This window comes from Photorhabdus namnaonensis (assembly GCF_001684335.1).
GTDB classification, from domain to species: Bacteria; Pseudomonadota; Gammaproteobacteria; order Enterobacterales; family Enterobacteriaceae; genus Photorhabdus; species Photorhabdus namnaonensis.
Genome location: NZ_LOIC01000063.1, coordinates 90,496 through 104,447 on the forward strand (window position 1 = coordinate 90,496; position 13,952 = coordinate 104,447).

The window sequence follows — 13,952 nt, forward strand, 5'->3', positions numbered from 1 at the left end:
TTGTTCCGGCTATGGTATTCACACATGATATTAATAATATTAATGTTATGACGTGATGTTATAGCGAGAACTCCTCAAGACCGCCCTGATTCTGGTAATCCATAAATTTTAATGAGGTTTCTTTACCATGAATCAGACGCTACTTTCTGAATATGGCACATCATCAGAACGTGTTGAACACGCCATTAGCGCTTTGCGTGATGGAAGGGGGGTGATGGTGCTGGATAATGAAGATCGTGAAAATGAAGGTGATATTATCTTTGCGGCCGAAACAATGACCGTAGAGCAAATGGCACTGACTATCCGTCATGGCAGTGGCATTGTCTGCTTATGTCTGACAGAAGAGCGCCGTCAGCAATTGCAATTGCCTATGATGGTGGAAAATAACTCTAGTCAGTTCCAGACTGCATTCACCGTAACTATTGAGGCCGCTCAGGGAGTGACAACGGGGGTTTCTGCGGCTGACCGTATCACGACCATTCGTGCAGCGATTGCAGATAATGCCAAACCCAGTGATTTGAACCGTCCGGGACATGTTTTTCCACTACGCGCTCAACCTGGTGGAGTGCTGGTTCGTCAGGGGCATACTGAGGCAGCAATTGATTTAGTCAGCTTGGCTGGTTTTAAACCGGCAGGTGTATTGTGCGAATTAACCAATGATGACGGTTCAATGGCACGTACTCCTGAGGTAGTGCAATTTGCGAAACTGCATAATATGCCGGTAGTCACTATTGAAGATCTGGTAATTTATCGCCAGGCAATGGAACAGAAAGCAAGCTGAGTCGTAATTGTCTGATAAACGGACGAAATATCAGTTATAACCTACATATTCTCTAAAGTCACAGTTTACGCAAGCTGTGACTTTTCAATTTTTTTGAAAAACTCCATCACCGTTAGCCCACTGTTTTGCTTATCTGAAAGGCGTAACCTGTCCGCAAGTATTAAAATTACCTATATTTGGTGTGGGAGGTCGTTATGAATATTTCCAGAATGCCGGCACTGTTTATTGGTCATGGCAGTCCAATGAATGTACTGGGAGAAAATCGCTATACCAATGTGTGGCGTGAACTTGGTGAAAGACTGCCTGTACCCAGAGCGATTTTGGCGATTTCTGCTCATTGGTATACCAATGGAACAGCAGTAACCGCCATGAATCAACCGAGGACTATTCATGATTTTCGTGGCTTTCCACAGGAATTGTATGAAATTCAGTATCCGGCTAAGGGCTCGCCTGAATTGGCCGCTTTAGTGCAAGAGATGCTGGAACCTGTGGAAGTTTATGCCGATCATCATCAGTGGGGGTTGGATCACGGGACTTGGGGAATTCTGATTAAGATGTATCCTCAGGCCAATATTCCAGTCATTCAACTGAGTATAGATGATGCCAAGCCAGCGACGTACCACTATGAATTAGGGAAAAAGCTGGCTGTTTTACGAGATGAAGGTGTTTTAATCCTCGGGAGTGGTAATGTGGTACACAATCTTCATACCATGAAGCGGCAGGAACCTAATGCTGATCCGTATCCTTGGGCAGAATCATTTAACCATTATGTGCATGATAACCTTACCAGTTATGAGCAACCTTATCCTTTGATTCACGCACTGGATAGAGAAGATGGCCTATTATCGAACCCATCTCCTGAACACTTTTTACCGTTGCTGTATATCATGGGAACGTGGGATAGAAAAGAAACGGTTTCCATTCCTGTGGATGGCATTGAGTCTGGTTCGCTGAGTATGTTGTCTGTGCAGGTTGGTTGAATTGAACGTTCTTGTCGTTATTATCCGCATTTGGCACAAGAGGAATTCATTCAACAGCACAGAGCCGGTTTAGTGATGCTCAGGGTAATTGCCTGTGAATTGGGGCTTTCAGGTTGGGTTAAGCTGAAAGCCCAAAGTATTTACCTTTATTATAGATTTATAAGGGTGAAAAGTTTCTTCACTGGATATTTAAGGGAGGAATTTTGGGTATTTTCCTCATTCCTCCCTATTGGGAATTAATCCAAAATAATATGTGGGTAGAAGCGGGATAAATTCTGAGTTATGAGTTTACTGTCTTCCCGCAAACCAATACCGCAAGGTTGATCATTCACTAACCAGCTACCAATTAGCGTATAATTGTCCCCGAATTTTGGCAGTGTATGAAATTGCTGAACGATCATACCTTCTTTACCGTAAGGGCCATCGACACTGGCAATTTCCTTGCCATTTTCAATAATACGAATATTAGCCCCTTCCCGTGAGAACAGCGGCTTAATAACATAACTATCCATTGCCGGATAATTATCATCGGCAAAATAAGCGGGTAGTAAGTTTGGATGATTTGGAAACATCTTCCACAACATTGGTAGCAATGCTTTGTTGGAGATAATACTTTTCCAGGCGGGTTCTAACCAGCGAACACCGGCGTCTTCTAATTTGGTCGCGAAAATCTCACGGAACATCAGCTCCCAAGGGTAGAGTTTGAACAAATTACTGATCACCTGGTCTTGCAGGTCAGTAAACTGGCCTTTTTCCCCCAGACCGATATCTTCAATAAATAAGAACTCAGTTGGAACACCCGCTTCCAGCGCACAATCTTGCAAGTATTGAACAGTACCGCGATCTTCTTCCGTATCCTGACAGCAGGCCATATGCAGTAAGCCAAAGCCATGTTCATCACGCAACTGAATAAAGCGTTCGATCAATTGCTCCTGCATGTTGTTGAATTGATCGGCATGTGCTGGTAGTAACCCGGCATTCATCTGATCTTCTAACCAGATCCATTGGAAAAAAGCCGACTCATACAGTGAGGTTGGTGTATCCGCATTATTTTCCAACAGTTTTGCCGGGCTTTTACCGTCGTAAACCAAATCTAAACGGGAATAGAGTGATGGCTGGCTGGTGATCCAGGAGCTACGGACAAAATCCCAACAATGTTTTGGAATCTGAAACTTAGTCAACAATTCTTCACTATCGACGACTTTCTCCACTACTTGTAAACACATTTGGTGTAGTTCGGCGGTGGTAGCCTCGATTTCTTCAATTTGGGCAAGAGAAAACTGGTAATAAGCATCTTCACACCAGTAAGGTTCGTTATACATGGTGTGAAAATTAAAGCCATATTCTATCGCTTTTTCACGCCAGTCCGGGCGTTCAGTAATAGCAATACGTTTCATCCGTGGTTAGCCTCCTACTGAACGGGATGTGGAGCCAGAAGAGGCGCTGCTGCGTTGCATGGCTGACTGTTTTGCAACGGAGTCACCGAAGCCGCCACGGGTAATGGTTGTCGTTGTTGCTGGTTTTGGCGCCATAGCTGTTTTAGGTACGGTCATAGAACGACCACCTGCGGTTGCTGGGCCATAGCTTTTACCCGATGCATCAACGAATTGACCATTTGCCGGGCTGGTGGCGGATTTGGAGCTAAACAGAGGTTGTGATGGCGCTGAACCACCCCCCATTAAACGTCCCATCATATAACCTGCCATCAGCGGCATCCAGAAGCTGCCGCTTTGCTGTTGCTGTGCCTGTGCTTCGCCATTGGCGGCAGTACTGGAAGCAGTGGCGCCAGGGCCAGCTTGTGCTGGGGATTGAGTACATTGCGCTTCGCCAAATTCAGCAATACAGTCTTCTTTGGTGGCATATTTAGGCGCTGTTTTTTCCGCTTCTTTCAACGCATTGTTGTAAGCAGTAGTACATTGCCCACTTTGTGATGGATTGGCTTGAGAACATTCATCTGCATTCATGTAAAGAGAGACAGTTTCATCACTCTTTTCACAGGCAGATAACATGAAAACCGCACTGACAGCCATTGCCACAGGTGCAAGGCGATAGTTACGCCAAGCCTTACGGAATGTGTCGTGGTTAATATCTTTGGTCCGCTTTATTGTCATAGTCGTATACCCAGATTTTAGGTGTCTATAATTCTTTCATGAAATAGCTTTAAGGATAGGGGAAATATGAACAAAATTAAAGCATAAACCTTCAAATTGTTAGCCTGATTTTTTGTCTGACAAAGGGATTGCCGGATATTGATTATCTGGCGTGCTGTTTAATCTGGTTTTAATGTTGCAAAATATCTTTTTTTAGAAAAATAGTGCTGTAATTAATATTCTATGGTATTAGTCCGACCCATGTTAATTACGGTGAATTAAGGATGGTTGAATATGTAATACAATAATGTAAGTGAATCTACTAATTATATTGTCTATTTTATATCTCTAGCAAATAATCTTAGGAATATAATCTTAAATTAATAACTTATGTTTATTATATTATTGGTGTTGTATTTTCTATTTTAATTAAGGAATTAAGTAGCATGGATAAAATTCAATATCCAGAAAAGTGGCAGACACGTTTTGCATTCTTTGAAAAAAATGGTGCTCCCAAAACGCCTGAGCACAAAGCTGCCATGAAAGCAGAACCCTCTATGCGTCGTATATTGTTGAACATGAATTTTATTGCCTTCTTTTTTGGTTTTATTTACTTCTTTGTTTTAGGTTTATGGCGGAAAAATCTGACTTTACTTGGAATCTCTGTTGTCGTGATGATGATATTGGGGGGTATGGAAGGCGTTCTGGGGATTGAACTCCCTTTTGCTGCTATTTTGGCGGTTCAGTTTAGTTTTGCGGCAATATGGAGTACTACTGCTAATTATGCTTATTATTTGAAAGAAACCGTGAAGAGCAAGAGCTGGAATCCATTTGAAGGACTTTTCTGAGTTATATATTTTTTGTATTAAGATAAATATCGGGTTTTCTTTCGGAATAAATTGTTATTGGCTGGAAATAAAACAGCCCGCTTTTCTGGCGGGCCGTTAATTAGTGAAGGTGAAGGAGTGAATTAGTTACGGCCAGATGTTGCTGGTGCTTCTGTTTCTTGAACAATGCTATTAGCGGAGGTTGAGAGCTGTTTACCTAGCGAATTATTCAGAGCAACTAAATCCTTCTCATTTAGCGTACCAAGGGCGTGCTGAATATTCAGTTGATTAATCAGATAATCATAGCGAGCATTGGAGAGCTTTTGCTTGGCATCGTACAACTTGGTAGTGGCATTCAGTACATCAACAATGGTACGTGTACCAACTTGATAACCTGCTTCCATTGCGTCGAGAGAGCTTTGCGCTGAAACAACAAGCTGTTTATAGGCATCGATACTGCTGATGGAAGCAGATATGTTGTTAAAGGAAGAACGGACAGTCTGTACAACATTACGGTAAGCGCTCTCTAATTGTTCACTGGCGCTGACAAAACCATATTGTGCTTGTTCAACGCGGGAACTGGTTGCACCGCCGCTATAAATTGGCAGACGAAGTGTCAGGCCAACGCTGTTTTCACCGCTATAGTTGTTTGATCTGCCCGGGGCATGATTCTGGCTATTTGAAACATTGGTAGAAGCGCCTAAATCAATTGTTGGCATATGGCCGGTTTGGGCTGCTTTGATTTGTTCACGAGCTAGATCCTGACCTAAACGAGCAGATAGCAGATTTAAATTACGTTTCTCTGCCTCTTTTAGCAGAATATCCACTGCTTCTGGTTTCTGTGTTTTGAAATGATCAATGTTCAGCGAGGCTAGCTGAGGGTAATAAATACCCGTTACCTGACGCAGAGCTTCCAGTGCATTGTCCAGATCATTACGACTGGCAACTTCCTGAGCTAGCACGTCATCGTAATTAGCACGGGCGTTCTGGACATCAGTAATTGCAACCAGACCGACATTGAAACGTTGAGTCGTTTGATCCAACTGGCGGTAAATGGCCGCTTTCTGAGCTTCAATGTAGGAGAGCGTATCAATGGTGCGTAGTACTTTGAAATAAGCTGTTGCACTATCCAGGATCAGTTTTTGTTCACTGCTTTGATAGGTAACATCAGCAATACTCGCCGTTTTTTCTTCTAAGTTCAATTGGCGCCATTTAGACATATCAAAAATGGTCTGACTCAAGCCAAGCTTCGCATTCAATGTATTGCTTTCTGTGTCACGTTGATCGCGGTAACCACTGTTATAGGAATATCCGGTATTTAATTCCAACTGAGGTAATAATGGGCTACGGGATTCATTAATTTTTTCAAAAGCTTTATTACGTTCAGCCATTGATTTACGTAGTTCAGGGTTACTCTCTTTTGCTTGCTTATAAACTTGCAAAAGATCTTCAGCCTGACTCATCGAACTCAATCCCGTCAGGCTCATAGCGATAAAAATGGAGAGCAGTTTCTTCATTATAATTCCTTGATTGCAAAGCTATTTTGCTCGTTGTCTATCCCATCAAGCTATTTTATTCGCCATGCTTTGTAATAAAGAGTGAATGCTCCGGGGCTGCCCGTTGCCCGAGTTCACTGTTCATTTACAAGAACGGCCTGCACCAATTACGCCTATTGGGATAGACTCTTACGTTGCCTTGGTGAAAAACGAAATGCTACTGATTCTAGCAGAGTATGCTATCAGCCAAAGGTAGCCGTTTGTGCCATATTGCCTTAATTTAGCTTAACTTTACACCACCAAAGAATGAATTTTTTAACTCTGCTTGATTAATATCATCTTAATGACTAGCAAGTAAGGAACTATTTAGGAGAATTTTATGCATAAAAAGCCGTCAACACCAGTTATATTGGATAAGCAGGATGTGGAAATTATCACGAAAAAAAGTTTATACAATGGGTTCTTTAAACTGACAAATTACCGCTTCCGCCATCGCTTGTTTGCTGGTGGCTGGAGTGAAGAGGTTAGCCGTGAAGTTTTTGAGCGGGGCCATGCCGGTGCGTTGTTGCCTTATGATCCACGTCGGGATGAGGTTGTGTTGATAGAGCAGATACGTATTCCGGCGATAGAGACGAAAGCAACGCCGTGGTTACTGGAAATTGTCGCCGGTATGATTGAAGAGGGCGAAGAGGTGGAACAGGTGGTGCGCCGCGAAACAATGGAAGAGGCAGGAATTGAAGTTAAACGTTGCAAGCCGGTGTTGAGTTATCTCTCCAGCCCAGGAGGAACAACTGAACGTATCTCTGTGATGGTGGGGGAAGTGGATGCTACGACAGCTACTGGTATTCATGGATTATCTGGCGAACATGAAGATATTCGGGTACATGTAGTCAGTCGTGAACAAGCTTATCATTGGATGGAAGAAGGAATTATTGATAATGCCGCTTCAGTTATTGCGATACAATGGCTGGCATTACACCATGAAAAGTTAAAAAAAGAGTGGAATTCAGATAATTCCTAATTTTTAACCGAGAAAAGGGAAGTGTGTGCCAGTCAGCAGATCTCTTGCGTTAAAACGAGTTATGATGCTCGCCGATGACTTATAGGACAAGGAAACCATTTGGAAAGCCAGTTTGAACTGCCTGTGGTAGAGGGAACCACAGCCAAAATATTGCAAATAACAGATACGCATCTTTTTGCCGGCAAAGAAGATACTTTATTGGGTATCAATACTTATCGCAGTTACCAGGCGGTATTGGATGCCATCCTCAAGCAAAATGCTGATATTGATTTAATCGTAGCGACAGGTGATTTGGTACAGGATCAGTCGCTGGAAGCTTATCGACATTTTGCTGAGGGGATTGCCCGTTTACCGGCGCCTTGTGTCTGGTTGCCGGGTAATCATGATTATCAGCCCGCAATGGTGGATGCCTTAGCGGCGGCTGGCGTTTCTCCGTCGAAACAGATTTTAGTCGGTAAGCGCTGGCAACTTTTGATGCTTGATAGTCAGGTACAGGGTGTTCCCCACGGGGAGTTGTCGGAATATCAGCTTGAATGGATGAAAAAGTGCCTGGATAAGTACCCTGAACGTTACACGGTGATCCTGCTTCATCATCATCCATTACCATCAGGTTGTACCTGGTTGGATCAGCATAGTTTGCGCAATTCACATATTCTGGCCCAGTATCTGCAAGGTTACTCACGGGTTAAGGCGATGCTTTGTGGACATATCCATCAGGAGATGGATATGGATTGGAATGGCATCCGTATGATGGCGACGCCATCAACAAGTGTGCAATTCAAACCACATTGTACCAATTTTACGCTTGATACAGTTGCTCCGGGATGGCGTTATCTCGAATTGTCTGTTGCCGATAATGGCGAATTTGGTCTGACAACTCAGGTCCATCGACTGGAGAGCAATGAGTTCTGCCCTGATTTGGATTCGGATGGATATTAGGTTGTGTTTGTCTCCTTGTGCTGCTGTGTTACTCTCTGTTTATTGGATTTATCAAGCCTCACCATTTGTGGCTTGTTGCACAGGAGTGTAGTGGCCGGTGGTATTTACGCACAATTGAGGGGCACGGCCTGATGTCAACGTTACTCTATTTGCACGGTTTTAACAGCTCCCCGCAGTCTGCAAAAGCAAATGCCCTAAAAGCGTGGCTACATCAGCATCATCCTGACATTGAAATGCTGGTGCCTCAGTTACCGCCTTATCCTGAAGAAGCGGCTGAATTGCTGGAAAATTTGGTGATGGAGCGTGCCGGGGATAATTTGGGTATCGTTGGCTCTTCTCTCGGTGGTTATCTGGCGATATGGCTTTCACAATGTTTCAGCTTGCCTGCTGTCGTTGTCAATCCAGCCGTGCGTCCGTTTGAGTTACTGCGGGATTATCTTGGGGAAAATATGAATCCCTATACCAACCAACGATATACGTTGGAACCGCGCCATGTTCATGATCTCAAAATCATGCAGATTGAACCGCTGGAGTCGCCGGATCTTATCTGGTTATTGCAGCAAACCGGAGATGAGGTACTTGATTACCGCCAGGCGGTTGCTTATCTGGTATTATGTAAGCAAACTATTGAATCTGGCGGTAATCATGCCTTTATCGGGTTTGAACACTATTTCCCACAAATCATCAATTTTCTTGGGCTTTCTAATGATGGTGAGAAAAAACTTGCCAAAAATGTTTGAACGACTGGTATTATCAACAGTATACAAAACTGATTAGCCCTTTAATCAAGAAGCAACCAACAGAATTACAACATGACTCAATCTAGTTACAACGCAGATGCCATTGAAGTTCTCAGTGGTCTGGAGCCGGTTCGCCGTCGTCCGGGAATGTACACTGATACAACTCGTCCGAACCATTTGGCACAGGAAGTGATCGACAACAGCGTGGATGAAGCTTTGGCGGGGCACGCTAAACATATTGAAGTGATCCTTCATAGCGATCAGTCACTGGAGGTCATTGATGATGGCCGCGGCATGCCGGTTGATATTCATCCAGAAGAAGGGGTTTCGGCGGTTGAATTGATCCTGAGCCGTTTACATGCCGGTGGTAAATTTTCGAATAAAAACTATCAATTTTCTGGCGGCCTCCACGGTGTGGGGATCTCGGTGGTTAACGCTTTGTCCAAGCGGATTGAAGTCGCCGTTCGCCGTGACAGTCAGGTTTATCAGATTGCTTTCGAAAATGGCGATAAAGTGCAGGAGTTGGCGGTGATTGGCAGTTGTGGTAAACGCAACACCGGTACCAGTGTTCACTTTTGGCCTGATGAAAGTTTCTTTGACAGCCCACGTTTCTCAGTTTCTCGCTTGACCCATTTGTTGAAGGCGAAAGCGGTTTTATGTCCGGGAGTAGAAATTGTTTTTAAAGACAAGATCAACGATACCGAACAGAAATGGTGTTATGCCGATGGTCTGACTGATTATCTCATGGCGGCGGTGAATGGCCTGATAACATTGCCGACAGCGCCTTTTGTCGGTACTTTCAGTGGCATAACCGAAGCGGTTGACTGGGCGTTGCTTTGGCTGCCGGAAGGGGGAGAATTACTGGCTGAAAGTTATGTGAACCTTATCCCGACGATGCAGGGTGGAACACATGTAAACGGGCTGCGTCAGGGATTACTGGATGCAATGCGTGAATTTTGCGAATTTCGCAATATCATGCCACGTGGCGTGAAGCTTGCCGCCGATGATATTTGGGATCGCTGTACTTATGTTCTGTCGGTAAAAATGCAAGATCCACAATTTGCTGGTCAGACGAAAGAACGCCTCTCTTCGCGCCAATCTGCCGCCTTTGTTTCTGGTGTTGTTAAAGATGCTTTCAGTTTGTGGCTGAACCAGAACGTTCAAGAGGCAGAGCAACTGGCTGAACTGGCGATCGCCAGCGCACAACGTAGAATGCGTGCCGCGAAAAAGGTTGTGCGTAAAAAATTGACCAGCGGCCCGGCATTACCGGGAAAACTGGCTGATTGCACATCACAGGATCTCAATTTCACGGAGCTGTTTCTGGTGGAAGGCGATTCTGCGGGAGGTTCGGCAAAACAGGCCCGTGATCGTGAATATCAAGCGATCATGCCGCTGAAAGGGAAGATTCTGAATACTTGGGAAGTCTCTTCGGATGAAGTGTTGGCATCACAGGAAGTCCATGATATTTCCGTTGCGATTGGGATCGATCCGGATAGCCACGATCTCAGCCAGTTACGTTATGGCAAAATCTGTATTCTGGCGGATGCGGACTCAGACGGTTTGCATATTGCGACGCTGTTGTGCGCACTGTTTGTCCGCCATTTTCCAACATTGGTTAAAAATGGCCATGTTTATATGGCAATGCCGCCTTTATATCGTATTGATTTAGGTAAAGAAGTGTATTACGCACTGGATGAAGAGGAAAAAAGCGCGGTGCTGGATCGCCTAAGCCGCAAACGGGGTAAGCCTAACGTACAGCGTTTTAAAGGATTGGGTGAAATGAACCCCATGCAATTGCGTGAAACAACGTTAGACCCGAATACCCGCCGTCTGGTGCAATTGACTATCGATGATGAAAACTATCAGGAAACCTTCTCTGTGATGGATATGCTTCTGGCGAAGAAGCGTTCAGAAGATCGCCGTAACTGGCTGCAAGAGAAGGGTGATAGTGTAGAAATTGAAGTGTAACGCCCACAGGGATAGTCAAAGAAGATTCTGAGGAAATTAACGAATGAGTGAGATAACTCACGATGGCGTGGAGCGTCTGCCGCTCCACTCATTTACAGAAACCGCCTACCTGAACTACTCCATGTACGTCATCATGGATAGGGCGCTGCCTTTTATCGGTGATGGTTTGAAACCGGTTCAGCGCCGTATTGTTTATGCCATGTCGGAATTGGGCTTGAACAATACCGCCAAATTTAAGAAATCCGCCCGTACCGTGGGTGATGTACTGGGTAAATATCATCCACATGGTGATGGTGCTTGTTATGAAGCGATGGTGCTCATGGCGCAGCCATTTTCTTACCGTTATCCTTTAGTGGATGGGCAAGGAAACTGGGGTGCGCCGGATGATCCCAAATCTTTCGCCGCGATGCGTTATACCGAGTCTCGCCTGTCTAAGTATGCCGAGTTGCTGTTGACTGAGTTAGGCCACGGTACCGTTGACTGGGTGCCAAACTTTGACGGCACGTTGCAGGAACCGAAAATGCTGCCGGCGCGTCTGCCAAATATTTTGCTGAATGGCACTACCGGTATCGCGGTGGGGATGGCGACAGATATTCCGCCCCATAATGCTCGTGAAGTGGGGAATGCACTGGTTACGCTGCTGGATAAGCCGCAGAGTTCCCTTGATGATTTGATGGAGCACGTTAAAGGCCCTGATTATCCGACCGAAGCAGAGATCATCACTTCTCACGAAGATATCCGTAAGATTTATAAAAATGGCCGAGGTTCGGTACGGATGCGTGCTGTTTGGTCAAAAGAAGATGGCAATGTCGTGATCACTGCGTTGCCGCATCAGGTTTCTGGCGCCAAAGTGTTGGAACAGATCGCTAACCAAATGCGGGCTAAGAAGCTGCCGATGGTTGATGACTTACGTGATGAATCGGATCATGAAAATCCAACGCGTCTGGTTATTGTCCCTCGCACAAATCGGGTTGATTTGGAATTGGTGATGAATCATCTATTTGCGACCACAGATTTGGAAAAAAGTTATCGCGTCAACCTGAATATGATTGGGTTGGATAACCGTCCGACCGTGAAAGGGCTGGTTGAGATCCTCTCCGAATGGCTGATATTCCGCCGGGAAACGGTTCGTAAGCGTCTGAACCATCGTCTGGAAAAAGTCCTTAAGCGCCTGCATGTGCTGGAAGGATTACTGATCGCATTTCTCAATATTGATGAAGTGATTCACATTATCCGTAGTGAAGATGAACCCAAACCGGTATTAATGTCACGTTTTGGTTTAAGTGAGACGCAAACAGAAGCTATTCTTGAGCTGAAATTACGCCACTTAGCTAAACTGGAAGAGGTGAAAATCCGTGGCGAACAGAATGAGCTGGCAAAAGAGCGAGATAAGTTACAGGCGATTCTGGGGTCTGAGCGCAAACTGAACACGCTGTTGAAGAAAGAGATCATGGCTGATGCAGCCACTTATGGCGATGAGCGTCGTTCTCCAATGAGAGAACGTGATGAAGCCAAAGCGATGAGTGAGCATGACATTGCGCCTTCTGAGCCGGTGACTATCGTATTGTCTGAGATGGGTTGGGTTCGTAGCGCGAAAGGCCACGATATCGATCCGGCCGGGTTGAATTATAAAGCGGGTGATAGTTTCCGTGGCGCAGCCCGAGGTAAGAGTAACCAGCCGGTTGTTTTTATTGATACAACTGGTCGCAGTTACTCGCTTGATTCGCGGGATTTGCCTTCTGCCAGAGGGCAAGGGGAACCACTGACGGGGAAATTGACTTTACCTGCCGGGGCAACGGTGGAGCATGTATTGATGGCGCCTGATGAACAGAAGTTTCTGATGGCCTCTGATGCCGGTTATGGTTTTATCTGTAATTTTAGTGATTTGGTTGCTAAAAACCGAGCGGGTAAGGCACTGATTACCTTGCCGGAAAATGCTCGCGTCATGACGCCGCTGGAAATAACTAATCCGCAGGATGATATGCTGCTGGCAATTACCAGCTCAGGCCGGATGTTAATGTTCCCGGTTGCAGATTTGCCTCAGATTTCTAAAGGGAAAGGGAATAAGATAATTTCTGTTCAGTCAGCCTCAGAAAATGACCTGTTGAGTTGGTTATTGATACTATCGCCACAATCGTCTATTACACTTTACTTTGGCAAGCGTAAATTGACGCTGCGTCCTGAAGATCTTCAAAAATTCCGGGCAGAACGTGGTCGTAAGGGAACCCCTCTACCTCGTGGGTTGCAGCGTATTGAACGGGTTCAGGTTGAGACACCACCTTCTGCTACTAACGTAACTAAATAGTGGGATTAAATAAGAGGGGATTATGTTAGCAATTATTCGCGGCATTATTGTTATTCTGTTTTCGATTGTAGTGTGTGTCTCTGGTGCTATTTACTGTTTATTCAGGCCACGTCACCCTGACCATGTTATGGTGTTTGGTAATATGTTTGGTCGGTTGTCGAAAATATTTGGTGTCAAAATTATTGAACGTATTCCTGCGGAAGCCAGACATTATGGTCCGAGTATCTACATTGGCAACCACCAAAACAACTATGACATGATAACTATGTCCAATGCGGTTCAGCCTGGCACAGTGACGGTGGGTAAAAAAAGTCTGGTGCTGATCCCATTTTTTGGTCAGCTTTATTGGCTGGCAGGTAATATCCTAATTGATCGTGCTAACCGTGCTAAAGCACATGGCACGATTGCTCAGGTTGTGGAGCAGATTAAAAATCGTCGTCTTTCTATTTGGATGTTCCCGGAAGGTACCCGCAGTCGTGGCCGAGGCTTGTTGCCGTTTAAAACCGGTGCTTTTCACGCTGCGATCTTGGCGGGAGTACCGATTGTCCCGGTCTGCGTTTCTTCCATTACTAATGGCAATATTAAGTTGAATCGCTGGAATAATGGTTCAGTCATTGTTGAAATGTTGCCACCCATTGATACTTCTGGATATACCAAAGATCAGGTGCGTGAACTGGCGGAATATTGTCATCAGATAATGAAAACTAAAATAGAAGAGCTGGATGAGGAATTGGCCGCAATGGAGAAACAGGGTAAGTACTCATAACAGGTTATTCTTGACCACTCTTTGATTATAAAGTGTGGA

Annotated in this window: 12 protein-coding genes; 9 read left to right on the plus strand and 3 right to left on the minus strand. The window is 44.9% G+C overall.

Features of this window, described 5'->3' with window-relative positions; genetic code table 11:
• The first annotated feature begins 127 nt into the window (after nucleotides 1-127).
• Both ribB and ygiD read left to right on the plus strand, forming a co-directional pair.
• Nucleotides 128-781 carry a 3,4-dihydroxy-2-butanone-4-phosphate synthase gene (ribB, locus tag Phpb_RS11525; protein WP_065390454.1) on the plus strand — a complete coding sequence of 218 codons (654 nt, stop codon included), beginning with the start codon at nucleotides 128-130 and terminating at the stop codon, nucleotides 779-781.
• A 194-nt stretch (nucleotides 782-975) separates the two neighbouring features.
• A complete protein-coding gene (gene ygiD / locus Phpb_RS11530) occupies nucleotides 976-1,761 on the plus strand; it encodes a 4,5-DOPA-extradiol-dioxygenase (protein ID WP_065390455.1) in 786 nt (261 codons plus the stop codon).
• A 236-nt stretch (nucleotides 1,762-1,997) separates the two neighbouring features.
• Here the strand turns inward: ygiD and Phpb_RS11535 are convergent, their stop codons facing one another.
• Both Phpb_RS11535 and Phpb_RS11540 read right to left on the minus strand, forming a co-directional pair.
• Nucleotides 1,998-3,158, minus strand: a complete 1,161-nt coding sequence (locus tag Phpb_RS11535) for a glutathionylspermidine synthase family protein (RefSeq protein WP_065390456.1) — start codon at nucleotides 3,156-3,158, stop codon at nucleotides 1,998-2,000.
• A 6-nt stretch (nucleotides 3,159-3,164) separates the two neighbouring features.
• A complete protein-coding gene (locus Phpb_RS11540) occupies nucleotides 3,165-3,872 on the minus strand; it encodes a DUF1190 family protein (protein ID WP_065390457.1) in 708 nt (235 codons plus the stop codon).
• A gap of 425 nt (nucleotides 3,873-4,297) precedes the next feature.
• Between Phpb_RS11540 and Phpb_RS11545 the strand changes: the two genes are divergently transcribed.
• The gene (locus Phpb_RS11545) at nucleotides 4,298-4,699 is read left to right on the plus strand and encodes a DUF2628 domain-containing protein (RefSeq protein WP_065390458.1); all 402 of its coding nucleotides are present in this window, start codon (nucleotides 4,298-4,300) and stop codon (nucleotides 4,697-4,699) included.
• 122 nt (nucleotides 4,700-4,821) lie between these two features.
• On the opposite strand, the gene tolC is transcribed toward Phpb_RS11545, so the two are convergent.
• Nucleotides 4,822-6,195, minus strand: coding sequence for an outer membrane channel protein TolC (gene tolC / locus Phpb_RS11550; RefSeq protein ID WP_065390459.1), 1,374 nt, complete (start codon nucleotides 6,193-6,195; stop codon nucleotides 4,822-4,824).
• 358 nt (nucleotides 6,196-6,553) lie between these two features.
• Here tolC and nudF point away from each other — a divergent pair, with 358 nt between their 5' ends.
• From nudF to Phpb_RS11580, 6 genes are all read left to right on the plus strand, one after another.
• Complete coding sequence (gene nudF / locus Phpb_RS11555) at nucleotides 6,554-7,195, plus strand: ADP-ribose diphosphatase (RefSeq protein WP_036808686.1); 642 nt, start codon at nucleotides 6,554-6,556, stop codon at nucleotides 7,193-7,195.
• Between the two features lie 99 nt (nucleotides 7,196-7,294).
• Nucleotides 7,295-8,134 carry a 3',5'-cyclic-AMP phosphodiesterase gene (cpdA, locus tag Phpb_RS11560; RefSeq protein WP_065390460.1) on the plus strand — a complete coding sequence of 280 codons (840 nt, stop codon included), beginning with the start codon at nucleotides 7,295-7,297 and terminating at the stop codon, nucleotides 8,132-8,134.
• A gap of 131 nt (nucleotides 8,135-8,265) precedes the next feature.
• Nucleotides 8,266-8,874: an esterase YqiA gene (yqiA, locus tag Phpb_RS11565; RefSeq protein ID WP_065390461.1), complete on the plus strand. Its 609-nt coding sequence runs from the start codon at nucleotides 8,266-8,268 to the stop codon at nucleotides 8,872-8,874.
• Between the two features lie 72 nt (nucleotides 8,875-8,946).
• On the plus strand, nucleotides 8,947-10,842 hold the full coding sequence (parE, locus tag Phpb_RS11570; protein ID WP_065390462.1) for a DNA topoisomerase IV subunit B: 1,896 nt from the start codon (nucleotides 8,947-8,949) through the stop codon (nucleotides 10,840-10,842).
• Between the two features lie 43 nt (nucleotides 10,843-10,885).
• Nucleotides 10,886-13,147, plus strand: coding sequence for a DNA topoisomerase IV subunit A (gene parC, locus Phpb_RS11575; protein WP_065390463.1), 2,262 nt, complete (start codon nucleotides 10,886-10,888; stop codon nucleotides 13,145-13,147).
• A 22-nt stretch (nucleotides 13,148-13,169) separates the two neighbouring features.
• Nucleotides 13,170-13,913, plus strand: a complete 744-nt coding sequence (locus Phpb_RS11580; protein ID WP_065390464.1) for a 1-acylglycerol-3-phosphate O-acyltransferase — start codon at nucleotides 13,170-13,172, stop codon at nucleotides 13,911-13,913.
• Nucleotides 13,914-13,952: the final 39 nt, after the last annotated feature.